The 25476-nt window shown below is 54.6% G+C and carries 15 protein-coding genes; 8 read left to right on the forward strand and 7 right to left on the reverse strand.

What is annotated here, in order from left to right:
* The first annotated feature begins 59 nt into the window (after positions 1-59).
* The 4 genes from KIS77_08490 (at position 60) to KIS77_08505 (ending at position 6758) form a co-directional block, all read left to right on the forward strand.
* Positions 60-1361 carry an amidohydrolase family protein gene (locus KIS77_08490; GenBank protein ID MCW5922367.1) on the forward strand — a complete coding sequence of 434 codons (1302 nt, stop codon included), beginning with the start codon at positions 60-62 and terminating at the stop codon, positions 1359-1361.
* 358 nt (positions 1362-1719) lie between these two features.
* On the forward strand, positions 1720-5085 hold the full coding sequence (locus tag KIS77_08495) for a DUF4175 domain-containing protein (GenBank protein MCW5922368.1): 3366 nt from the start codon (positions 1720-1722) through the stop codon (positions 5083-5085).
* A 142-nt stretch (positions 5086-5227) separates the two neighbouring features.
* Positions 5228-6190, forward strand: coding sequence for a CPBP family intramembrane metalloprotease (locus tag KIS77_08500; GenBank protein ID MCW5922369.1), 963 nt, complete (start codon positions 5228-5230; stop codon positions 6188-6190).
* 40 nt (positions 6191-6230) lie between these two features.
* Positions 6231-6758, forward strand: a complete 528-nt coding sequence (locus tag KIS77_08505; protein ID MCW5922370.1) for a hypothetical protein — start codon at positions 6231-6233, stop codon at positions 6756-6758.
* Here the strand turns inward: KIS77_08505 and KIS77_08510 are convergent.
* Together KIS77_08510 and KIS77_08515 are read right to left on the reverse strand one after the other, a co-directional pair.
* The gene (locus tag KIS77_08510; GenBank protein MCW5922371.1) at positions 6728-8107 is read right to left on the reverse strand and encodes a DUF2029 domain-containing protein; all 1380 of its coding nucleotides are present in this window, start codon (positions 8105-8107) and stop codon (positions 6728-6730) included. The genes KIS77_08505 and KIS77_08510 overlap by 31 nt on opposite strands.
* Before the next feature lie 86 nt (positions 8108-8193).
* Positions 8194-8919, reverse strand: coding sequence for a hypothetical protein (locus KIS77_08515; GenBank protein ID MCW5922372.1), 726 nt, complete (start codon positions 8917-8919; stop codon positions 8194-8196).
* Positions 8920-9111: 192 nt separating this feature from the next.
* On the opposite strand from KIS77_08515, the gene KIS77_08520 reads away from it, so the two are divergent.
* The 3 genes from KIS77_08520 to KIS77_08530 are packed head-to-tail and all read left to right on the forward strand — an operon-like array spanning position 9112 to position 12334.
* Positions 9112-11253: a PD40 domain-containing protein gene (locus tag KIS77_08520; GenBank protein ID MCW5922373.1), complete on the forward strand. Its 2142-nt coding sequence runs from the start codon at positions 9112-9114 to the stop codon at positions 11251-11253.
* A 6-nt stretch (positions 11254-11259) separates the two neighbouring features.
* A complete protein-coding gene (locus KIS77_08525; protein ID MCW5922374.1) occupies positions 11260-11838 on the forward strand; it encodes a methyltransferase domain-containing protein in 579 nt (192 codons plus the stop codon).
* A gap of 19 nt (positions 11839-11857) precedes the next feature.
* The gene (locus KIS77_08530) at positions 11858-12334 is read left to right on the forward strand and encodes a gliding motility lipoprotein GldH (GenBank protein ID MCW5922375.1); all 477 of its coding nucleotides are present in this window, start codon (positions 11858-11860) and stop codon (positions 12332-12334) included.
* 171 nt (positions 12335-12505) lie between these two features.
* Here the strand turns inward: KIS77_08530 and KIS77_08535 are convergent, their stop codons facing one another.
* The 5 genes from KIS77_08535 to KIS77_08555 form a co-directional block, all read right to left on the reverse strand.
* Entirely contained in the window at positions 12506-14707 is a 2202-nt protein-coding gene (locus KIS77_08535) for a M48 family metalloprotease (GenBank protein MCW5922376.1), read from the reverse strand.
* Positions 14704-15135, reverse strand: coding sequence for a BlaI/MecI/CopY family transcriptional regulator (locus tag KIS77_08540; protein MCW5922377.1), 432 nt, complete (start codon positions 15133-15135; stop codon positions 14704-14706). Before KIS77_08540 ends, KIS77_08535 begins: the two co-directional genes overlap by 4 nt.
* Positions 15136-15974: 839 nt before the next feature.
* Positions 15975-17294: a 1-acyl-sn-glycerol-3-phosphate acyltransferase gene (locus KIS77_08545; protein ID MCW5922378.1), complete on the reverse strand. Its 1320-nt coding sequence runs from the start codon at positions 17292-17294 to the stop codon at positions 15975-15977.
* 132 nt (positions 17295-17426) lie between these two features.
* Positions 17427-17684: a hypothetical protein gene (locus KIS77_08550; GenBank protein ID MCW5922379.1), complete on the reverse strand. Its 258-nt coding sequence runs from the start codon at positions 17682-17684 to the stop codon at positions 17427-17429.
* 126 nt (positions 17685-17810) lie between these two features.
* Positions 17811-24158, reverse strand: coding sequence for a gliding motility-associated C-terminal domain-containing protein (locus KIS77_08555; protein MCW5922380.1), 6348 nt, complete (start codon positions 24156-24158; stop codon positions 17811-17813).
* A 591-nt stretch (positions 24159-24749) separates the two neighbouring features.
* Here KIS77_08555 and KIS77_08560 point away from each other — a divergent pair.
* The gene (locus KIS77_08560) at positions 24750-25409 is read left to right on the forward strand and encodes a LysE family transporter (protein MCW5922381.1); all 660 of its coding nucleotides are present in this window, start codon (positions 24750-24752) and stop codon (positions 25407-25409) included.
* Positions 25410-25476 lie beyond the last annotated feature (67 nt).

Here is a 25476-nt window from a genome sequence, read left to right on the forward strand (position 1 = left end):
CGCTTCGCAACGACGCTTGTTGCCTCCTTTCAATTGTTTTTATGAAAAATCTGATTCGGATGAAAAAATCGCCCCTTTATTTGCTTTTGAGCCTATCCTTTTTCGCGGGAGCCACCCTTTTCGCCCAAGTCCCCACACCAGCCCCGGCACAAAAAGAGGCCATCCTTATCATGGGAGCCACTGCGCATCTCGGCAATGGGCAAGTCATCGAAAACAGCGCCATCGGCTTTGAAAACGGCAAATTGACCTTGGTGGCCGACGCAACCACCATCCGCATTGACCGGACGAAATATGGGAAAATCTACGACGCGGCAGGCAAGCACGTCTATCCCGGCTTCATCGCCCCCAACACCCGCCTTGGCCTTGTGGAAATAGATGCCGCCCGCCCGACGCAGGATTTCTCTGAAACGGGCGCCTTGAACCCCAACGTGCGCAGCATCATCGCCTACAACACCGATTCGGAAGTGACCCCCACCGTGCGTTCCAATGGCGTATTGCTCGCACAAGTGTCTCCCACGGGCGGCACCGTGTCGGGCACCTCCTCCATCGTGCAGCTCGACGCTTGGAACTGGGAAGACGCATCTTACCGCGCCGACGACGGCATCCACCTCAACTGGCCTGCGTTGCGCAGCTGGTCGGGTTGGCAGACAGGCAGCCCCGAAATGAGAAGAAACGAGCAGTACGACAAAGACGTGCTGGCGCTTCGGCAATTCTTCGACGAGGCCCGAGCATACGCCCAAGCGCCCGTCGTCGCGGCGAAAAACCCTCGTTTTGAGGCCATGCGCGGCCTTTGGGACAAAAAACAAAGTCTTTTCGTGCATACCGACAACGCCAAAACGATTCAAGAGGCGGTGCTCTTTGCGGAAAGCTATGGCTTGCACACGGTCTTGGTGGGCGCCAGCGACGCATGGCTCGTGGCCGATTTTTTGAAAGCCCGCGAGGTGCCCGTGATATTGGGACGCACTCAAAGGTTGCCTTCCCGTGAAGATGAAGACGTGGACCAACCATTCAAAACACCCGCCTTGCTGCATGAGAAAGGGGTGTTGTTTGCCTTTTCGATGGACGGCGCATGGCAACAGCGCAATTTGGCCTTTCAGGCGGGCCAAGCCGCCGGATATGGATTGCCGAAAGAAGCGGCGCTAAGCGCCCTGACACTCCACACAGCCAAAATTTTGCAGATTGACAAAACCTGCGGCTCGCTCGAGACAGGCAAGGATGCCACACTGTTCATCAGCGAGGGCGATGCCTTGGATATGCGCACCTGCAAGGTGACAGCAGCATTTATACAGGGGCGCGAAATCAATCTGGACAACAAACAAAAGCGACTACAGCGGCGATTTGAGGAAAAATACAGACAGTGAGCGGATGCGTTATCCACACGGCTGGACATTATTTTTGCGATGCAAAGACGCAAAGGCACAAAGTGCGGCAAACCAATGCGTATTTTGCTTTGCGTCTTTGCGACTTCGTGGCAAATTTGAAAACAGTTCGTCCAGTAGTGTGGGCACCATCAAGCGTAAACTGTCATTTCCGGGTTAAAAACCGAGAACGCCCAACTTTTCGTCCAAAAACCCGTTTATTTTGCCCGCTCGAAACAACCTTTGAAGGATAATAAAAGTCATTGTGGGGCAATTTAAAGTCATCGCAGCCTTTCCAGCAACAAATGACTTTAATAGCCCCCCGCCAATGACCTCCAATGCCTGCTAACGACACAATAATATGCTGAAAGACAATTATTCCCTTCTCATCGAAAAGCTGGATGCTTTCATCCGCAAGTTCTACATCAATCAGCTGCTACGCGGGGCGCTCTACACCGTTGGCTCGGTGCTGGGATTGTTCATCCTGCTCAATGTCGCAGAGTACTACCTATACTTCAGCACCGGCGTTCGCACATTCCTTTTCTGGGGATTCGCGCTGCTGAGCGGCGCGGCGCTATATCGTTGGGTGGCCCTCCCGCTCATGCACTATTTTCATTTGGGCAAAGTCATCAGTCACGAACAAGCCGCACAAATCATCGGAGCGCATTTCACCGACGTGAAGGACAAGCTGCTGAACATCCTCCAGCTAAAGCATCAAAGCAACAACGCCATCTACGCCGACCTCATCAATGCCAGCATCAACCAGAAAAGCGAGGAAATCAAACTCGTCCCCTTCACCGCTGCCATTGATTTGGGCAAAAACCGCAAATACCTGCGCTATGCCCTGCCGCCCGTGTTGTTGTTGCTCTTCCTCTTTCTGGGCGCCCCCAACATCATCCGCGAAGGCTCCATGCGCCTGTGGAACAGCACCACCAAGTTTGAAAAACCAGCCCCCTTCAAGTTCTTGGTGCAGACCGATAGCCTCAAGGCCGTGCAGTTTTCCGACTTTCTGCTAAAGGTGAAAGTGGAAGGCTCCGCATTGCCCAACGAAGTGTTTATCAACCTCGGCAACGTGCAATACCGCTTGACCAAAGAAGCCGCCAACGAATTTTCCTACAAGTTTGCGAACGTGCAAAAAGACACGGACTTCAGGCTGTTTTCCAGCGGCATCGAAAGCCGCGACTACACACTGGAAGTACTGAAAAAGCCAAATATCCTGTCATTCAGCACCAAACTCAATTTCCCCGACTATATCGGTCGCGCAACGGAAGAACTGTCCAACGTGGGCGACTTGGTAGTGCCGCAAGGCACCAACATCGGTTGGGTGTTCAATGCGCAACACACCGACCAACTGGCCCTGCGCTTCGGCAATGCCCCCGACACGGAAGCCAAACGTTTTAGCGACCAACTCTTCCAGTTCAGCCGCCGCGCCATGAAAGACGAGACCTACAAAGTCTATCTGAGCAACGCCCTGCTCAACGGCGCAGATTCGGTGGCTTACACCATCGCGGTCATCCCCGATTTGCACCCGCAAATTTCAGTGGAAGAGTTCAAGGACAGCGCCAACCTAAAAATGTCCTTCTTCGCCGGCGACGCTTCCGACGACTACGGCCTGCTGAATTTGACCTTCAACTATCAAATCAAAAAAGGACGCGGCGGTCAGTTGCCCATGAACACCGTAAAAATAGAAAAGCCCACCGGCAAGCAAGTCCAGTACGAATACACATGGGACGTGCGCAACCTAAACCTCGAACCCGGCGACGAAGTCACTTACTACTTTGAGGTGTTCGACAACGACGGCGTGAACGGCTCCAAGAGCGCCCGCACCAACCTCATGCAATACCGTATGCCCACCCTCAACGAGTTCCGCGAACAGCAAGCGGCCAATTCGGAGGAAATAAAGAAAGACCTCAACAAGGCGCTTAAAGAAAGCCTGAAAATTCAGGAAGAATTGAAGAAACTGCGCGACAAAGTGCTGCAAAAGAAAGAAATGGACTGGCAGACCCGCAAGGAAATGGAAAAACTCCTCAACCGCCAACAAGAGCTGCAAAAACAGCTGGAAGATGCCAAGCGAAATTTTGACCAAAACAAGGAACAACAAAAAGACTTCAACCAACTCAGCGAAGAACAACAGCAAAAACAAGAGCAATTGGACAAACTCTTCGAAGAAACCATCTCCGAAGAAATGAAGCAACTCATGGAGGACATCCAAAAACTCCTCCAAGAAATGAACAAAGAGCAAATGCTCGAGCAAATGGAGCAAATGCAACTCAATAGCGAAGACGTGTCGAAAGACCTCGAGCGCCTCCAAGAGCTCTACAAGCAACTCGAAGTGGAACACCTGCTCGAACAACAAATACAGCAACTGGAAGAACTCGCCAAAGAGCAGGAAAAACTCTCCGAAGAAACCGACAAGGGCGAAAAAAGCGATGAGCAACTCCAAAAAGAACAACAGGGGCTGAACGAAAAATTCGATGAGTTGCAGAAGAAAATGGAGGAGCTCCTAAAGAAAAACCAGGAACTCAAGCGCCCAGAGAAAATAGAGGACAACAAACAGGAGATGAAGGACACGAAGAAGGACATGCAAGACGCCAAACAGCAAATCGGCCAGCAGCAGAAAAAGAACGCAAGCAAAAAGCAAAAGTCCGCTGCCGATAAAATGAAGAACATGGCGAACAAGATGAAGCAAAACAGTCAATCGGGCGAGATGGAGCAAATGGAAGAAGACCTCAAAGCCCTCCGCCAGCTGCTCGAAAACCTCGTGGGCCTATCCTTCAATCAAGAACAAACCATGAAGGACGTCACCGCCACCACCGTCAACACACCGCGCTTCGTAGAACTGGCACAACAGCAGTTCAAAATCAAAGATGATTTCAGACTCGTGGAAGACAGCTTGCAAGCACTTGCCAGCCGCAACTTCCAAATGGAAAGCATCATCAACGAAAAAGTCACCGAGATAAAAGGCGCCATCAAAAACAGCCTCGACGAGCTCGAGGAACGCCGCGTCAACATCGCCACCGAGCATCAACAACGCAGCATGAAAGGACTGAACGACCTCGCCCTCATGCTCTCCGAAGTCATGGAGCAGATGCAACAACAAATGAGCGCCATGATGCCGGGTAGCCAAGCCTGCCAAAAACCCGGCAACAAATCAGGGGAAGGCAAAGGCCGAGCACCCAAAGACAAAATCAGCAAGGGCCAAGAAGACCTCAACAAAATCATGCAGGAACTGAAAGAGCGCCTAGAAAAAAACAAGGGCAACGGCCAGCCCGGCCAAGGCGGCCAACCCAACCAAGGCGGCCAGCCCAGCAGTGAGGAATTCGCCAAAATGGCCGCCAAGCAAGCAGCCCTGCGCAATGCCCTCCGCGAGCTACAGAAGCAAAAAATGGAGCAAGGCAAAGGCGACAAAATGCTCGAAGAACTCATGGAGGAAATGAACAAAACAGAGATTGACTTGGTGAACAAGCGGCTCAACAATGAGACCCTCAAGCGCCAGCAAGACATCCTGACGCGCCTGCTCGAACACGAAAAAGCCGAGCGCGAACGCGAGCAGGACGAGCAGCGCCAAGCCGAGACCGCCAAGCAACAGCCTGCCAAAATGCCGCCCGCCTTGGAGGAATACCTGAAAAAACGCCGCGCCGAAATCGAGCAGTTCCGCACCGTAAGCCCGGCCCTCAAGCCTTACTACAAACAACTGGTGGAAGAATATCTGAAAGGGGCAAAATAAGATAGGACGAGCACACGGAAAGTCACTCAATACCAGCGGGGGCAACCACAAGTGGCCCCCGCTGGCATTTGACAGAACCAATGCTCCTCCCACACTCGCATTAACCACCCCTCTCCTTACCTTTGGCGCAAAATCGTCGCGCATGGAAATAAACCCAACAGACGCTCCCCTCGAACGCGAGCCTGCCGCCTACCGCCCGCCACAGCCCAATGTGCGGACAGTACTCGTCGTGCAGGCACTATTGTGTCTGCTAGGCGCGGGCACATTTGCGCTCATCGCCGGAGCCGCAGGATGGGACACCGCAACCACCCTCACGCCCGAATCGCCGATAGCCATGCGCTGGCAGGCCCGATGGGAAATAGGGCTGGGGCATTTCTTAGTCTTTTTGGCAGCAGGCTTTCTGACCGCCTGGTTGTTCTACCGCAGCATCACAGGCATCCGCCCCGACTGGCGCGACTATTTGCGGGTGCGCCGTTCGCCCAATCCGCTCACGGTCGGCTTGACCGTTCTGCTCATGGCCTCCTCCATCCCCCTTGTGTTGTTTTTGCTCAACCTCAACCAATTGGTACCCTTCCCCGATGGTTTTGAAACAGCCCAACAACAAACCGAGACCATGCTCAAAGGATTGCTCCGAATGGACAGCCCCACCGAACTGTGGGCCAACCTTTTCATCATCGCGCTCTTGCCCGCTCTGGGCGAGGAAATCGTCTTTCGCGGCGTGGTGCAGCAACAGCTCATGCGTCGCATCGCCAACCCGTGGAGCGCGCTGACCATATCGGCGGCCGTGTTTAGCTTTTTCCACTTCCAGTTCGATGGTTTTTTGCCGCGACTGTTATTGGGCTTTCTGCTCGGCTGGCTGTATTGGGAAACACAAAATTTCTGGGTGCCCGCCATCGCGCATTTTTTCAACAATGGCCTTCAGGTCGTCGGCCAATACCTTTACAGCAAAGAAGTCTCCACCATAGATTGGGAAAAAGACATCCAAGTGCCATGGTTTTTTGCGCTCGTTTCGCTTTTCATGGTGATAGTGGTGATGCGCCTCATCAGACAGACAAAAGAAGCAGACCCCTATTCAGGCGGTGATTTCAAATCACCGCCTGAATAGGGGGATACATCGCATAATCAACAAATCTACAAACTCACACATGGAACTACTCGGCATCGGTTCAAGGGTCAAACACCCGGCTTTCGGCGACGGCGTGGTCGTGCGCTTGCACGTCGCTGCTTATGAAGTTTGCTTCACCCAGTTCGGCCTCAAAATGGTCGGAAAAGACTACGCTGGCTGGCAAATCGTGGAGCACATTCCCACAGAGGAATCCGTCACGTTCACCGAAGCAGAAGAATCCCTGATTCGTATCCTCCGCGCTTGGTCAGCCATTAGCCTCGAAAAAGTGCCGCTTGGCGACCGCTGGAAGAATGGGAAAATGATACTCCAAGCCGAGGGCATTCAGCCCAAAGAAATCCCCATTGACACCTTTTTCCACAAAATCGTGATGATGCGCGACCGCCTTCGCGTGCTGGAACAGCAAATCAACGCGCACAAAAAACTCGACGAGGAAGACAAAATCAACCTTCAGCAATATATCACCCGATGCTACGGCAGCATGACGAGCTTCAACCTGCTTTTCAAAAATCGGGAGGACTACTTTGTGGGAGAGAGCGGCAAGGAATGACCACTATCATGCTTGTCACGGTGCTTAATTTCCCAAAACAAAAAAAGCCACAGCGCGAGGTATTCCAACGCGATAAGCCAATAATTTTCTCGGAAAAAACCACCCGCGTAGTGGCTATATGACAACGCCACCAAACCCGACCACAAAAGAGGGAATCGCCAGCGAGTCAGCAAACCCATCGCAAAAGGCACGACGACATACCACGGGTGCACAATGGCGGAAAAAAAGAGGTGGAGCACCAGGGCAACGAGCAGGGCCTGACACAAGCCCTCCACCGAGGGCCCTTTCGACGACCTGAAACGCGGGGTGAGCCATGCCGTCGCCAACACCCCCGCCACCGTCGCCAACCCCAACATCGGCCCCACCCATCGGCCCGTTTCGTAGCCCTTCCACCAGTTTCCCGCCGCCCTGAAAACGTGATAAAAACTCGCGTTGAACTGAAACTGGCGAAAATACAAATCAAGGCTCGACAGGATATTCGGCAACACACTCCACAACGGCGCAAACAACACGACCACGCTCCCCACAAAAACAACCACGAAAACCCAACCCCGCCGCCAGCCGAGCCATCGCCACACAATGGGCAAAAACATGAGCGGCAACAACTTGGCAGCAGTAGCCAATCCCCACCATACGGCCGCTCGTTTCACCTCGTCTTGCCTCAGCGCCCGCAGGCCAGCGAGCAAGAAAAAAATCATTGCCCCCTCGAAATGACAATTGCCCACAATTTCGAGGATGACAAGCGGGTTGAGCGCGTAAAGCAGCGCGGGCGACCATGCCCGGGGCCCGGGCGACTTCCCGAACGCAGACCCAAGCAGCCCAATCGTCCCAATTTCGCAAGCCAGCAAAAACACTTTCATCAACACCAGCCCACCCCACAAATTGCCAAGACTTCCCCATGCCGCCAGCCCAAATACCGCCTGACACACAGGCGGATAGACGGTGAAATACTCCGGCGAGTTCAGCCGGGCATACAACTCAGGCGTGATGCCCAACGGGAAAATCCGATTTTCAAAAAAATAAATCGGCGGATGGGAAAACGGGTGAATGCCCGCCAACGTCAAGTAGCCGTCCCACAAAAAGCGATAGAAGTCGTCGGAAAGATTCGGAATGTTGAACAACAACAACACCCGCAAGGCGATGCCCAGCCCGACATACCAGCGCTCCCCATCGGGCGAAGCGTTTCGTGGGACAAAAACAACCCACAGATAAAGGCCAAACATGGCTCCAAAAGCAGCCATGAAAACCCCAAAGTCAGCCCTCCGGGCAAAATATCCCAAAAACACCGTCAGCCCTGCAAGCGCAAGGCTGACGACATACCGACGAACAACTTTTGTGGAAATTATCACATTATACACAGATTAAAGACGCTCGTTGGCGTGGGGTCGTAGAGACCTCGCGTGGCACATCCTCAAATTCGCACACGGTGTACCCATCAACGCCGATAAGGCTGCTGGCGGTCGAAAACAAATTGGGCATAAGCCCCGTTTACGGGCACTTCCACCAAAATTTTGCGCTTGTATTCGGGATTGGCCCGCACCTTCACGATGCCTTGCACCGCCTCTCCGGGATAGAGCGTGTGGTCGCGCAGCAGCAAATCGGGCGAGTAAGCAGGCGGTGGCAGCGGCTCGGCAGCCACGCTCGGAATCGTCCAAGCCAGCCACCAAGTGAGGTCATAGGCGAAATCCGCGCCACTATACGCATAGCGATAACCTTCGCCCCCTCCTGCGCTGCTGCCGCCAGTCGTTTCGTGCACGATAATCACCGTAGCCACCGCAGCCACCAACACGCCAGCAGCAATGAGCGCATCGCGCGTGTTCTTCCATCGGATATACTCTTCCGCGCCAAACACGCGAAAGGGAACGCGCTGACGTGCCGAATTGTATCCGTGCACCAAAACCTGGTCGGGCCGGAAGGTAAAAATCGAGTCACTGTGATTTCGAATGTAGAGGTTGAGATTCATGTCGCGTTCGCCCCTCGAACTGAGTTCCGCCACCACCTCGCACCCCTGAATAGAAGTGCGCAAAGCAGGAATGCCATGCGTGTAAATCAAGTCGGAAGGGTCGGGCTGGACGGGGGCTGGCCGATATATCATTCGTCGGTTGCAGGCGGAGAAAAACAGAGCGGCAACCAGCAGGAAAAGACCGAAACGAGGCTTCATAGTCTATCAAATTTGATGGTGAATACTGGGTGGGTTCAGCAAGAAAAAAGCCATGTAAAATTAGGCGCTCGGCCAACCGCATCGCAAATCGGCGTGTCATTTTTAACGCTGTTTTAACAGGGTCTTCTTTGCTCCGTGGGCGTTCCGCCGTCATTCCCGTCAGAAACGCTATTTTTGCCGCAAAAAAAGCACATGATTTGGTCGCGCAGCGTTTTTTGTTTTCTCCTTCTCGTCTTGGTGCTGCCTGCATTATTGGCTCAAAAAGCAGCCGAACTGAAAAAAAACGGCGAAAAAGCCTTCGCCAACGGACGCTGGGCCGATGCGCAGGCGCTGCTCGCCCAATACCAGCAAGAAAAACCCGGCGACCCCACCGTGCTCACCAAACTTGGCATCGCGCACTATCATTTGCACCAGCCCGACAAGGCTTTGCAGTTCCTCGAATATGTGGCCAAGCAAAACCCCAACAGCCGCGATGCCGACCTCTTCCTCTATCTCGCCCGCACCCTGCATGGGCAGTCCGAGTTTGAAAGAGCTGTCCCCGCCTACAAAGCCTTCCTGCGCGTCTGTGGCGACAAACATCCGCTGCGAGCGGGTATAGCCGACCACATCCGCCGATGCGTGACAGGCATGGCCATCCAACCCAACGACGAGGTGGCATTAGTGGAGAACTTGGGCGACCGGGTGAATACCTCAGGTGACGAATTCGCCCCCTTGCTTTCGCCCAACCACGCCAACCGCCTCTACTTCTCCGCCGCCCGCCAAGGCTGCAACGGCGGACAGCGCAACGATGCCGGCTTGGCTGATTCGGCGACGGGGCGTTGGTGCAGCGATATGTTCTTTTCCAACCGAACCAACAAAGGCTGGAGCGAGGCAAAGCCACTTGGCAGCCTGCTCAATACGCCCCGCTACGAGGTGGCGCTGAGTTTTGGCAGCAAGGGCCAAGTGCTCTACTATTTTCGAGGGTTTACCCTATACAGCGGCGATATTTTGGCCGATACGGCAGGGGTGAAGGACGAATATGCCGTCGAACCATCTGTTTTTGCCAGCCCTATGCGACCGGAGGAAGGCGACTGCGCTCCGTTTTTTTTCAACGACACCACCCTGATTTTCGCCAGCCGACGGGCGGGCGGGCAAGGCGGCCTCGACCTCTTCGTCACGATTCTGCTCGATAGCGCATGGACGGAGCCGCAGAACCTTGGGCCAACCATCAACTCTCCCTACGACGAGACCAATCCCTTCCTCGCCCCCGATGGCCGCACGCTCTATTTCAGCAGCAATCGAACGGAAAGTATCGGTGGGTTGGATATATTCAAAGCGGTTTACAACGACGAGCAGCTGGCATGGCAAGCACCCGAAAACCTCGGCCCACCCATCAACTCACCCGGCGACGATGCCCATTTCAGCCTCTCGCCCGACGGAAACATCGCCTACTTTTCTTCCGACCGCTTGGATAGCTACGGCGAGCGCGACATCTATGTGGCCTATTTCAAAGAACCGTTGGCGACACAAACCAGCGAACGCCAGCCAGCCTCCTTTTGGGAGGTGGAGAGTAAGACCGTTGCCGCCAAAAAAACCGAGCCTGCGACCACCACCGCCGCCGTCATTCCCGCTTTTTTTTACAATACCGACAAAGATGTGCTGACACCCGCGAACATGAAAATCGTGGAGGACGCAGTGGCGCTTGCCCGCCTCATGCCACAAGCAACGGTATTTGTCACGGTGCATACAGACGAGACGAGCGCCCTAAAATTCGACTTGTACTACGGCATCAAACGCGCCGAAATGGTGGGCAAGGCGTTCACCGAGCGCGGCATCCCGGCAGGGCGCGTGCTGCTGCGCAGCTGCGGCTCCCAATACCCCTTCGTCCGAACGGTCGTGGGAGCCACACCCAACCCGGCTGCCGCTGCCATGAATCGCCGCATCGAGATTTCCTTTGCCATTTTGAACGACAAATTGCCGATAGAGGTGCAAACGGAGCGCCCGGAGGTTTCCGAGCTCATGGCAGCCCCGGCAGCAAAGATTTTTGACGAAAACACCAAAGGCTTGTTCTATAAAGTGGACGTGGCCTCCACGCGCCAAATACTGACAACCGACGCGCTTTCGATGTTCGATGATGTGATGATAGAAAGCCAGCCCGGCACGGGCATTTATCGCTACTCTGCGGGATTGTTCAAGCAACACACCAAAGCTGCGCAACTAAAAGGCGAGCTTGAAAAACAAGGCTTCGAAGAAGCATCCGTGGTGGCCTTCATTGACGGGATGCGGATTTCAAAAGCCGAAGCTGTGGGTTTGTTGAAAAAGTATCCTGACCTTGCGGCGTACATTAGAGGATAGAATCTTTTGCAACAAACACCGCTCTACCAACGGCTCGATTTTCTCCGAGAAAGCATTCGCAACCTGCGCTTGACGGGAAGCGTGGCACCGAGCTCTCGGTTTTTGTGCAGAGCCATCGTGGCCAAGATAAATCCCGAAAAGGCATCCGTGGTGGTGGAGCTCGGCCCCGGCGACGGGGTGATAACACGCTACATTTTGGAACGCCTGCGCCCCGATTCGCGGCTGGTGATTTTTGAAATCAATGAAATTTTTGTGGAAAAAATCCGCGCCACCTTCGACGACCCGCGTTTGCTGGTCATCCATGATTCGGCAGAACACATGGGGCGCCATTTCAAGGCACTGAATGTGGAAAAGGTGGACTACATCGTGTCCGGCATTCCCTTTGTAGTGCTGCCAGAGCCGCTTACCCGACGCATCACCCTTGAATGTCGGCGGTGGTTGAGAACCGAGGGGCGTTTCATCCAATTCCATTATTCGCCCTTGCTGATTCATTTTTACCGCCGGGTATTTGGCAATGTGGATGTTGAATTGGTACCACTGAATATCCCGCCCGCCATTATTATTTCGTGTGAAAAAAAGGAGTAAACCGCCACAAGTCTATTTTATGTCAGTCCGCTTAGCCATCCTTGCCGCTGTCGCCCTACTGCAAACCGCCTGCGAACAGCATCTCTTTTTCGAGGAAAAAAAAGAAATACCCAACGGCGTGTGGACCTACCGCGACACGCTCAATTTTTCTTTCACGGTGAGCGACACTTCGCAGCTCTACAATATGTACGCGGATTTTGAGCATGCCGACACTTTCCCCAACCAGAACATCTACCTGCGCCTCCACACGCGCTTCCCCGACGGCCAACGGCTCAGCAAGGTGCGCTCGTTCGACCTGTTCGACGAAAAGGGCGAGTCGAAAGGGAAATGCTCCGGTCAACGCTGCCGGGTGCGCAGCCTTTTGCAGGACAATGCCTACTTCAACATGGCCGGCGAATACGTCATCACCTTGGAGCAGTTCATGCGCAGCGATTCGCTACCCGGTGTGCGGGCGGTGGGCCTGTACATCGAAAAAACAAAACTTAGGCGCGAATAACACTCCTCTCAGCGCGTCGGAAACAAGAGGCCGTCTCATAAGTGATGTTTGTTTGACAGGGTTGACAAGATTCGCGCCCTTTTTCGGGTAAAAAAAACCTGTAAATCTTGTCAATCCTGTCGAAATTTAAACTTGTGAGACGGCCTCCTCTTAATCGCCTTCGACGCACCTTCAATTGCTCTCGTTCCAGTGGAAATTGCCATTTTTCCCGAAATCTCTACCCGTTTTGGCGCGGTAAAACTCAAGATATTTGCGATGCAACGCATCGGACTGTTTTTTGCCGTTCACGCGCAGCTCGGTGTTCGACAGTTGGAGCTGAAAATTCGCGGGGTCAGAGATAAGGCCATCTCGCAGGAGCTCGGCTTTGAGTTCTTGGCCCATCTGTTTGGAGTGGGCAGCCAACGCTTTAGCTTCCTGTCTTTCCTCACGCGCTAATTTTTCCATGTCTTTTGCCCACTCCTTCTGCGCCTTTTCCCATTCTTTTTGTTCCTTTTTCCAGCCCTCCTGCTGTTGTTGCCACTCCTTGCGCATCATTCTCATTTCCTCCATTTGCTGGCGCTTCTGTTCTTTCATGGATTCGCGCAGCGATGCGCGGGCGCGCTCCAATTCCGCACGCGATTGTGCCAGCTCTTCCAACAAGAGCGCACGGTCTTCGTCGGAAATTTTAAAATGCGGAAAATCGTCGAGGTTTTCCAAATATCTAAGCTCTTCCAACCCGCTCAGACCATTCAATCCTTCCAGCCCTCTCAAACTGAAACCCGCTCCCGGCGCAAAATGGAAGCTGTCGCCGTCGTCGCCGTTCCAATAGAAAAAACCGTTGGAGCTATTGGGCAGGTCGAGCGACTCGCCATCTTTTAGCGGGGTGCCGTTCACCAGCACCTGACCATCCACGACTTTGATTTCCGTCGGGTGGCCGTTGCGCTCCAGCATGATTATCGTGTTGCCTGCCTCGTCTTTGCTAGCGGACACACGCGGCGGGACAGGAGGGGCGGGGGGCGCGGGAGGGGCGGGTACCCAGCCTTTTATATCGGGGGCGGGGGGGTAGAAGAACACACCGGGTGGCATGGGCGGGGCTGGTGGCATGGGGGCTTCGCGTTGCAGTTCGTGCGTGAGGGCGCGGTGTTGGTCAAATTCGGTGGCCGGGATTTCCTTGCCGTCAATGTTGAGGCGAGTCAGGCGGCCATCTTGGAATTCGGCTTCCACGCGCTGGTTGTCGTCTTCTCGCACAATTTTGCGGACACTTTGGGGCTTGGGCACTGTGTCGTTGGCAACGGGGCTTTCCGCAACCAGTCCGTTGAAAAACGTGGCTGGGAATGTTGAAATTTGAGCAAAGGCTGAGGAGAGCGAAGGGGCGTGATTGGCTCTGATGCCGACCAACGTCAGCAGCGCGAGCAGTATGAGGGTGGCTGTGAATTTTTCCATGACTTGTGACTTTTGTTGTGGTTGGTTCAGGATGCGCCGCACACGTTCCAAGAGGAGTGGTCGGCTTTTTCCATTCATGCTTAGGGACAATGCCGGTGCTGGTTTGGCCATTTCCTGCACTTGCACCAGCGCCTTGGCGAAAGCAAATCGGTCGCCTGTGGCGGCCAGAGCCGCATCGTCGCAACAATTTTCGCGTTCGTGGCGAATGATTTGCGACATCCACCAGACTGCGGGGTGATAGTAAAAGAGGGTTTCGATGAATGCTTGAACAAGATTGAAAAGCCAATCGCGACGGGCGATGTGTGCCAGCTCATGCGCCAACACAGCTTCCACCTCGGCTGGGCTGAGACGATTGACCAACCCGATGGGCAACAAAACGACTGGCTTGAGCCAACCTATGGCTATCGGTGCGTGCACGAGCGCCGATTCGAGCAGGCGGACAGGCCTCGAAATGCCGAGCTGCGTGCCGAGCACAGCCATTTTTTCTTCCCAAATATCCGAAAGCGGAATGCCGCTCTTTCGCAAATAACCCACTTGCCAAAGCCCGACTGCCAAGCGCAGCAAGAAAAACCCAAAGCCGAGCAGCCATACCGCCACGACGAACGGATGGTTCGACTCCAGCCACTGGGTGATTGCTTGCCAGAAAACTGGCTCCGCTAACAGTGCCTCCGAGACGAAATAGGGACCCAGCGGTGGGCGACTTTCTGAAAAAACCTCGCTGACGGCACCTCGCGTTTGAGGCTGGCAAGTCCATGCGAAGGTGGCCAGCCCCGAAGCAAAAACCATCAACATCGCTCCATAAGATGCCCAATAGCGGTGCCTTGCCTTTTTCAGACGGGACAAAACAAGGAGCAACGCAAGGGCCGCCAGAGCGCCTTGCCAAAGGGAGTGGACAAGCGTCCAGCCAAGGGCGCGGACAATCGCGTCTGATGCGAAGAGGTTCATGGTCATGATTTAGGCTGTTGTTGTTCGAGTTGGGCAATGAGCGACTTGATTTCGTCTAGCTCCTCCGAGCTGGCTTCGTGACTGCCGAGGGCTTGCATCACCAGCCGGGCAGCGCTGCCCCGGAAAGTGTTGTCCACAAACTGCTGCAATAGAAGCGATTGAGTGTCTTCTTCTCGCACCGCAGCCGCATAGACGTGTGTGCGCCCATCTTCCTCACGACTCACCAGCCCTTTCTCAAACATGATTTGCATCAGTTTCAGCGTAGTGGTGTAGCCAGCGGATTCTTTGGGTTTGGCGACGTTGCGAGCAGCCATGGCGTTGCTCTTGCGCCGTTCGTTCAGGAGGTCGTTCACTGTGCGCACAGTGCTCGGCCCTTTCTCCCAAAGGATGTGGAGGATTTCGAGTTCGGAATCGGTTGGTTTGTTGATTGGCATGGTTGAAAAGCGTTTGTGTCCGTTGGCAATTGCGCGATACGAACGCAAAGATTCTACGAAGTATTTCGTAGTTGCAAATTTTTCTACGAAAATTTTCGTAGAACCGACATTGTGCGTGAAAAAAGAGTTGGCAAAGCCGCCAAAGGTGGGGCAAAGGTTAGCGCAAGTTCTGCCCTTGTTCGCATCCTAGTCAGCATGGAGCGGCGAAATGGCTGCTGAGCCTGACATCTCACTCCGCCGCTTGCTGTTGGCGGGGACGCCACTACTGTACGGAATGTATGGGCGCTCTGCTTTTTTGTCATGTTGTAAACATCTGCCCGCTCTAAAACGAGCAAAACGCAGGGATTTTCCCTTCGTAACATGGACAGATTTTTACAAAATGACAAACGTAGAGTACACAAAAAGCATCTTTTCCAACATTCCGTACACCTATGGCGGGGACGCCAACAGCGGCACCAAATTTTCTTAGAATCGACATTGTGCGTGAAAAAAGGGTTGGCAAAGCCGCCAAAGGTGGGGCAAAGGTTAGCACAGCTTCTGCCCTTGTTCGCATCCTAGTCAGCATGGAGCGGCGAAATGGCTGCTGAGCCTGACATCTCACTCCGCCGCTTGCTGTTGGCGGGGACGCCAACAGCGGCACCAAAAAAGCCGCAAAGGTGAGGCAGAAATCATACCTTGATTCGCTAGGATTTGTCGGATGAGCATGATTGATGCACCTGATTTTGAGCAGATTGCGATTGCAGCCATGCCCAAAACTTGGCGGCGCGAGGTACAGCATGGGGTCGTAAGACCCTCGCGGGGAGGGCAGAAGCAAAGGGAAGGAATGAGGCGGGCGAGCACTACGCCTCTGTCACCGTCGTCAGAATGTCTCGACGCAACACAGTCAGGGTCTCAAACTTTTCGGGTTTGGCCGTCGCGTAGCGCCCCGCCTTGAAACGTTCCCAAGCGCGACGCGCGACATCCGTGTATCGCTCGACAAAGAACCCAAGGGCAACGAGAAGTAAGGGGAGCGCCCACTGTCCACTCGCCCAGCCCAGCCAAGTCGGCACAAACCGATATGCCGCCCAAAGCGCGAGGGGGAAGGTGATGAGTCCGGCGAGCATTTTCACGGTGGAGCTATAACCTATGTATAGGTCGAGTTTTTTGTTGAGCAGCCAAGGCAAATAGCAGGGCAGGAACCAGAACGCATAGCCCACCATATATGGCACCCACCCAGCCACCAGCAAGAAAGTGTCTGCGAACGTGAGCCATCCTCGATTGGGCGACACCCATGCTCGCACGCCTAAGTCGCTCAGCCGAGTGGCGGAGAGCCTGCGGAAATAGTGTTTGACTTGTGCGTTGAGGGCTGTGTCGTCAAGGCGTGTTTCTGCCAGATGTTTTAGTTTGAAAAAATTGGCCTTCAAAGCGTTGGGATGCTCGTTTTTCAATATTTCCTCTAGCCGGCCAATGAATTTTTCGCCTTTTTCATCGCGGGTGTGGACGGTCAGCGCGGCGACGCGGCGTTGCAGCTCGTTGGTAAAATCCTGCACGGCCCGCTCCGGGTTCTGTTGCCAAGCCTCCGCCCAATCGCGGGGCCAGATGGGCTGGCCGCAATGGACCACTACTTGGCTTCTGAACAGATGCGGGGCATCGTAGGTGAGACCAATGGGAATGATTTTCACCCCCAAATTCCAGTTGTTCCGACTTTCTGCCCCGAAGGCGATGCGCGCGGTGCCCGTTTTGAAATCACGAACCCATCGGTGCATCCAGCTGGTGCCTTCGGCGGCGATGAACAACACGCCGTTTTTTTCCAAATGCTGAAAAGACTGTTTGAAAGCGGCGGCGTTGTTGCGTTCCTCGCCTGCTTCCACGTCTTCGCGGCGCTTCACGGGGATGCAAAAAAGTCGCGTGAGCAACCAATTGCTCACGGGGTGTTTGAAGAGGCCATAGTTGGCCAAAAAAAACATTTCCTGACGAACTGGCATGCCGGGATTGAACACGTCCATGAGGGTGCTGGGATGATTGGGCACCACGATGGCCGGGCCGTCGAATCGGTAGTTTTCCGCGCCGAGCACCAAGCGACGTCGAAAAAAAACGGTGATACCGAACCACCCCAACACCCGCAACAAAAAGTAAATGAGGCGGAGCAAGGGATGCAGTCGGATGTTGCGATAGGGCATGATATCGTCGGGCTTTTGACCCGGCAAATGTATGCTGATGGCACGATTATCACACCACCGTGGCCACACTGCTGGGCATTTTCAAATTTGCCACGAAGTCGCAAAGACGCAAAGCAAAATTCTCATTGATAGTCAACGCAAATCAGCCCCATCCGCTTCACTTGGCCGTGCAAGCCCTGGGTACAGGGTCTGACAAGGTGTTTTTGAACGAACGGCGCTCGCAATCCTTTGAAAATCATACAAATCAATCAAGGGGATCCCTGCCTTGCCAATGGGCAGGTTCAAATTCTCTTTAATCTGGGTATAGTTGTCAAAAAATTTGACACAGCAGCGCCAAGCAACATGGTCTGTAAAACCCACAGCCCCTCCAAAATATACCTTGATTCGCATTTATCAGGTGCTCTTGATAGATACCCTTGATTTTGAGCAGATTGCGATTGCAGGTATGCCCAAAACTTGGCTGCGCAAGGTATACATGGAGAGGCTGTGAGTCGTAATCGTCGGCGCAAGCGTCTCTTATCGGATGATTGTCACATCTCCTTTGAACAATTCCACCTCGCCGTCGAGGAATTCTATTTCGGCCCACCAGACATATACCCCCGTATGGGCTTCCGTACCTCTCACTCGACCATCCCAAGCAAACGTTGGGTCGTCGGTGGGGAAATCGGCCACCGCGAACACGGAGCTGCCCCAACGGTCGAAGATTTGCCATTTGTGCACTTTCACCACGCCTGTCCCACCGTGTATCATCAAGAGTGAGTTGAGCGGGTCGTTGCTATTGGGTTTGAAGATGTTGGGAACGTAGATGAGGCGGTCTTTGCGCACCTTCACGATGACTTGGTCGCGCACGACGCAGCCGTTGACATCGCGCACGGTGATGACGTGGCGATACGATTCGAGCGGAGCGTAGGTGAATTCGAGACACGGTACCGTGCCGAGCGAGTCACAACCGGGCGCATAATTCCAAGTGATGGACTCGATGGGGGTTTCGTTGGCTATCTGTGCCAACACGGTAGCGGATTCGCCGAGTTGCACCTCAATGTCGTCGCCGAGTTCCACGACCAATTCGCCGGGTTCGGTGATGGTGACGAGGGTATCCAGTTTGCAGCCGTTGGCATCCACCAAGGCAATGGTGTAATTGCCAGCGGTCAGGTTGGTGTATTGGTTGCCCGTAGCGCCGCCGTCGAAGGTGAAAATGAATGGCGGGGTGCCGCCGACCACGTTGTTGACGCGAACGGCGCCATTGTCTTCGCCAAAGCAAAGAATGTTCTGAACAGACAGGTCAAACGCCGTTGGCACCTCTGGGTCATTGATTACTTGCACGGTGACGCTGTCTTTGCAGCCGTTGAGGTTGTTGCTGACGACGAATTTGTAGGTGCCTGCTTTGTCAGCCACTGGATTGAGGCCATTGGCCCCCGAAACGATGTTGCCATCCGAGGTGGTCCACTGATAGGTGAAATTGCCTCCAATGGAAGTGCCTGCGGTGTTGATGGTGACGGAGGTGATGCTGCAATTGAGCAACTGCGGCACTGTGGCGTTCACCTGTGGTTTGGTGAAGTTTTGCGTGACCGTCACTGGAATGGGACGCACGCAGCCGTTTGGTGCCACGATATTGAAGGTGTAGGCGCCTGCTTGTGTCACCGTGACGACCAAATCATTGGACTGGAAGCCGCCCGGCCCTGTCCAGAAGTGTGTGGCACCGGGGGTGACGACGGTGCCGCCGATTTGCGCCACTCCGTTGTTAAAGCAGTTGAGCTCGGTGCCTTCCGCTGCCCCTTCGGGGAAATTGGCATCCACAGCCATTGTGGTGGTAGCAGTGGCAGTGCATCCGTTGGGCGCTGTGCCGACAACTGTGTAAAGCCCCGGGTCGCCCACCTGCAAGGTGGCGAGGTTCTGATTGCTGGGGTTAATGCCGATTCCAGACCACAAGAATTGAGTATTGGGAAGGGAACTGGTCACGCTCAAGGTGCCTTGGGGGGCGTCGCAGGTGATGGTGTCTGTGCTGACGGTCAAAACAGGTGCGACATTGTCCAAGAATACTTCCACGTTGTCGGTAGCTTGGCAACCTGTGGTTGGGATGAAGATAGTAAGGGTATAAATTCCCGGCACCGTGACGTTGGGCTTTACTTCGCTGCTGTTGCCAGCAATGCCCGGCCCCGACCATTCATAAACGATGATGCCTCCGCCGGGAGCGGACGAGCCACTGCCATCCAGCGTAACGCTCTGCACATCGCAGGTGAGCGTTTGGTCTGTGCCAGCACTGGCGGTTGGCAGGTTTTGGTCTTGATTGACGGTGACTTGGTCGGAACTGGTGCAGCCGTTCAGGTTGCTGGTAATGAGCAGCGTGTAACTGCCCGGCACCAACACGACGGGATTGGGTTGGTTTTGATTGGCGGTGGTGATGCCTGGCCCTGACCATTGAATGGCGTAATCAGGCCCGCTGCTGGAAGCGCTTGAATTGAGCGAGACCCCGGTTGTGCTGTTCGCACAAGTGATGATTTGGTCGGGGCCCGCATTGGCAATGGGCGGAACGTAATCTTCATTCACGTTGACCACGTCAATTTTTGAACATCCGTTGTTGGTGTTCGTCACGACCAACGTGTAGGCACCGCTTGCGTGAATCAGCGGCGACATCATGTTCTGTTGACCTGCCACAATGCCGGGGCCTGTCCAAGAATAGGTAATGCCGGGGCCTGTCTGTGATTGTGAGCCATCGAGCAGCAAGGTATCAATCGCGCAAGTCAATGTTCGGTCAATACCTGCATTCGCCACCGGGAAATCCCCGTCGAGCGCCACATACACTTGGGCAGTGGCAGTGCAGAAATTCACGATGTTGGTGACGAGCAGGGTGTATGTGCCAGAATCGGCCACTACTGGGTTTTGCACGTTGAAGTTGCCGGTGTTGATGCCGGGGCCTTGCCAGAGATACTCAAAGTTGTTGCCCACACTGGAGGCGGAGGCATCAATGGCGCGGCTGTTTTGGGCACACGTCAGGGTGAAGCTGGCTCCTGCGTCAGCAGTGGGTTGTGCGATGTCTTGATTGACGGTGACGGCATCTTGCGCTGTGCAGCCGTTGCTGGTATTCGTCACCACAAGGACGTAGTTGCCCGGCTGAGTCACGTTGGGGCTTTGTTGGTTTTGATTGCTTGCATTGATGCCCGGCCCTGTCCAAAGGTACGCGATGTCGGTCCCTGTCGCGGATTGGCTGCCATCAAGGGTGACATTGGTCGTTTGGCAGTTGAGCATCCAATCTTGGCCTGCGGCGGCGGCAGGTGTCACAATGTCTTGCGTGACCTCGACCGTATCGGTCGAGACGCAGGAGTTGGTTGTGTTTGTGATGCTCAGGATGTAAATACCCGGTTGGGTGACGCTGGGCGTGAGTTGGTTCTGATTGCCCGCATTGATGCCCGGCCCACTCCATTGGGTTTGAAAGTTGGCACCAGAGGAAGAGCCAGAGCCATCAAGCACATAGCTTGTCTGGGCGCATGTGAGCAATCCATTGGCGCCCGCGCTTGCAGCAGGGTAAACTGCATTGGTATTCACAATGGTAAAGTTGGAGGAAGTACATCCGTTGGTTGAGTTGGACACCACGATGATGTAGGTGCCGGGCACGCTGACGACGGGCTGTGCCAAGGTCGCGTTGGCTGGTGTGATGCCCGGCCCTGTCCACAAGTAAGAGAAGTTGGGGCCGGAGGAAGAGTTGCCGCCAAGCGTGGCGGAGGTCGTCACGCAGTCAATGGTTTGGTTTGGGCCAGCAATGGCGTTGGGGGGTGTGAGGTCGTCGGTCACGGTCGCCTGTGCCGATGCGGTGCAAGTGTTGTCCGTGTTAGTGACAACAACTGTGTAAACTCCCGGCACGGTCACGACTGGTTTTACTTCGTTTTGATTGGCAGGTGTGATACCCGGGCCGCTCCACAGATAAGTGAAGTTAGGCCCTGTGCTGGATGCGGAGGCATCCAAGGTGTCCGTCGCGTTGTTGAAGCAGTTGAGAACCAAATTGCCACCCGACGAAGCGGAAGGCGGTGTGATGTCCTGCAAAACGACTACGACATCTGTATTGAAACAGTTGTTGGTGGTGTTTGTCACGGTCAGATTGTAAGTACCCGGCACCGTGATGTTGGAAGGGCTTTGGGCTGTGGCGTTGGCACCGGATATGCCCGGCCCGCTCCACTGGTAGGTGATGCCCGGACCGGAAGACGAGCCAGAGCCATTTATATTCACCGAATTGACGGTGCAATTCAACACCAAATCAGGACCAGCATTGGCCGAAGGCACATCGGCATCCTGCGTGACCGTCGCTTGGTCGGTTGCCGTGCATCCGTTGGCAGGATTGGTCACTTGCAAGGTGTAATCACCGGGAACGGTGACGGTTGGGTTGGGCAAGTTTTGGTTGTTGGCACCGATGCCTGGTCCGCTCCACAAGAAGGTGATGCCCGCAGGGGTGCCAGAGCCATTGAGCACAATGCCATTGGGCGACGAGCAGGTAAGCATTTGGTCAGGTCCTGCGCTGGCAGAGGGTGCCGCTATATCCTGCGATATGACGACTGTTTCGCTGGCAGAGCAGCCATTGGCCGCATTGGATATGGTGAGGGTGTAGGTGCCCGGCGTGCTTACTTGCGGGTTGTATTGGTTTTGGTTGCCGGCATTGATGCCGGGTCCTGTCCAAGTGGCCGAGTAGTCGGGGCCTTGCGACGAGTTGTTGCCACCAATAGTGACGGTCGTGAGGACGCAGGTAAGAGTTTGGTCATTGCCGGCGTCCACGGAGGGCAACACGATATTCGAGGTCACCACGACTGTGTCTTTTTTGAAACAACCATTGGTCAAGTTGGTCACGGTGAGGATGTAGGTATCTGCCGCATTGACCGTCGGGGTTGGGTTGTTTTGATTGCCGGCATTGATTCCTGCGCCTGTCCACAAGAACTGTGCGGGCGCGCCGCCAGCGTTGCCTGAGCCGTTGAGGGTGACGCTGCTTTGCAGGCAAGTGATGAGCTGGTCGTTTCCCGCATTGGCGGTTGGGATGTCCGTGTCTTGAATGACGGTTGCCGATGCCGTGCTGGTGCAGCCATTGCCTGTGTTGGTGATGGTCACGGTGTAGTTGCCCGGCTGGGTCACGTTGGGGTTGGCTACGTTTTGATTGCCGGCATTGATACCCGGTCCGGCCCAGTTGTAACTCGGCGTTGGCGCATTGGTGCTTGAATTGATGGTGGCTGTTGATTGGAGACAGTTGATGGTGTCGCCGGTTGCGCTGGCCGTTGGCGGCGTCACGTCACCCGTCACCGTGGCAGTAGCCGTGGAGGTACAGCCGTTCACGGGATTGGTGACGGTGAGGGTGTAGGTGCCTGTTTGATTGACGCTGGGGTTTTGCTGGTTTTGGTTGGCGGGTGTGATGCCGGGGCCTGCCCAGAGGTAATTGACCCCTGAGGTGGGTGAACTTCCTTGCAGCGTGGTTGAGCTTGCCAAACAAGTGATGTTGCCTCCTGATGCTGTGGCGCCCGGCGGCACGGTATTGCCCGGCACCACGACTGTGGCCGTATCCTTGCAGCCGGCGGCGGCAAAGTTGTTGGTCACGATGAGGTGATAGGTGCCAGTCATGTTTACATTTTGAGTGGATTGGTTGCCAATGGTTGTCCAAGCAGCATTGGTCCAAGTGTACGTCACCGTAGGCCCTGTCGTGGAGCCGGTGCTGTTCAGTGTCAAGGCGGGGCTATTGCAATCAATGGTTTGTGCTCCGCCGATATTCGCCACGGCCGGCACTTTCACGATGGTGAATTGCACCACGCTGTCGCATCCGTCCACCGATTGTAAGGTTTCGCTAAACGGGCCGCCTGCGTTGCAGTAACTATTGCCATTGAACTCGAAGCACTGCCCTTCGCAGATATACCGTATTCCCATGTTACTGATAATCGGGAACTTAATCTCGACCGTTTGCCGCACGATACTATCGCAGCCAAGATATGAATCGTAAGGAGTGCTTTGAAGGTTGTAAGTGCCGGGGTTGTTGATGATGTTGTAGGGCTGCTCGTCCCAGAAGAAGGGCAGGTCTTGATAGCAGAGTGTCAGTTTGGGTTTGATGGTGGGAGGTATGGGCTGATTGGTCACGGTGATGCAAGCCTGCTGCGGGGGGAAGCAAGCGTTGCCTACGCGGACGCAGACGGTGCCGCCGAGGTTGCCAAAGGTGATTGTGACGGTGTTTCCATTGGGTGCAGGCAGCGTCAACGTGTTTGAGTTGGTGCCGTTGATTCTGGAGCCGGGAGGGCCTGTCCATGTGTAGTAGCCGGCGCCTTCCACTTGCGGGATGGTGTATTCCACTACCGCGCCGGGGCATACTTGAGTGGGGCCTTCGGGGGCCGACGGCGCGGCGGGCGCTGGTGGCGAGACCGAGCCGTCCAGCACTTCTATCTCATAGTTGCACACGTCGTTTGTCCAACCATCCACCATCAGGAAGTAGGTCTGCCCGGGCACGAAGTTGCTGTAGGTGAGTATGAGGGGCTGCCCGCCGCCGCCTGCCGAACCGGGGTTGCAAGTAAGGGCATCGCTTTGGCAGTTGCTAAAAAAAGCTGCCTGCAAGCCGTTGCCCGCCTGACAGTTGCTGGTGGCGATATTGATGGTGATGGATTGTGTGCCTGCCACGAACCCAAACCACTGGTCGTTGTGGATAAAAATCTGGCCGCACACGGTGTTGCCACCTGAGGGGGTGCCGTTATTGATGCCCATGTAGCCGTCAAAATCACAATAGACGCAAGCCGTCGGGCAAGCTTCCGCGCCGGGAGGTGGCGGTGTCGGGCAAGGTGGGGCTACTTGGGCAATAAGAACGTGTTGGCAGAGAAGAAAGAGTACGGGAAAAAGTAGTAGTTGTTTATTCATGAAACAGGATTTAAACAAATTGGCACAGAGGCCAATTTTTTCTGTAAAATTGAACTCGAGCGAAGTAGATGCACCGCCCTTAAAAAACGCTTTCTCGATAGAGAAATAATTGGGGGAATCGGGGTTCATTCAAAAAGAAAAAGGGCGGAATCGGCCATTATCCGGCGGTGAAAGTACAACAATCGGTCAATTCGCCAAACCGCCCTCCAAGACGAGGGCGGTTTCAAGAACCAGCCAAGTGTTGCGGCGCTTCTGTCCTTGCTGTCTTTCCCAACGATTTCTCACTGTACCTTTGCCTGCCTTTTTTCAAAAAAAGTAAAAACTTAGGTAGGACATCGGACAATGAATTTTGACAGGATTTACAGGATTTTTGGCGGCGAAGCCGCCTCGTCTATCCTACAAATCTTGTCAATCCTGCCAAAAACATATACTTCGGGCCGTTAGGTTTTGGGCATGGCTGCAATCGCAATCTGCTAAAAATCAAGAACATCGAGCATGTTCATCTAACAAATCCTAGCGAATCAAGGTATACAAGCCTGACAGCTGAGTCCTCTGTGCTTGGAGGCTGACTAAGTTTTTGCCCAAAAAAATATGCTACTTCAGGGAGTCTTGTTGGGTCTGTCGCTCACTTTCATGGTGGGGCCGTTGTTGTTCGCCATTTTGCAGGCTGGCATCGAGCGCGGGTTTCGCGCGGGGCTGTCGGTGGCGGGCGGCATCTGGACGAGCGATGTGCTGTATGTGGTGGCGGTGATGTGGGGCTTGGAGGCGCTGGCCGCGTTAATCGCCCTGCCTGGCTTCAAATTGTGGGCGGGGCTGGCGGGCGGCGCGTTGTTGGTTGCTTTTGGTTTGGGCAATCTGCTATGGGGCAACACGACCGCCTCGAACGCGCCTCTTTCCGCTCGTTTTCAACCTGTGGGAAACAACTCGCCTTACATAAAATCATACTTCCTCTATTTCCTGCGCGGTTTTTTGCTGAACACCATCAATCCTTTCACCGTTTTTTTCTGGCTGGGCATCGCGGGTGGGGTGCTTATTCCGAACGGTTGGGGCCGCGCCCAAACGCTCGTCTTTTTTGGCGGCATGCTCGGCACGCTCGTAGCGACGGATACGCTGAAAGCATACGCTGCCAAGCAGATACGTCGCTTCCTGACACCCCGGCACACGTTGCAAGTGCGACGCGGTATTGGGCTGTTGTTGATTGTGTTTGGGGCGGTATTGGTGGCGAGGGTACTGCTGGCTGAGGGGCATTAAGAAGCCGTTAAAGGTCATTTTTAAGCAAAAAGGCAAAAAAGGGTCGCTCGAAAAATGAAACTCCTGA

This window comes from Saprospiraceae bacterium, assembly GCA_026129545.1.
GTDB lineage: Bacteria > Bacteroidota > Bacteroidia > Chitinophagales > Saprospiraceae > M3007.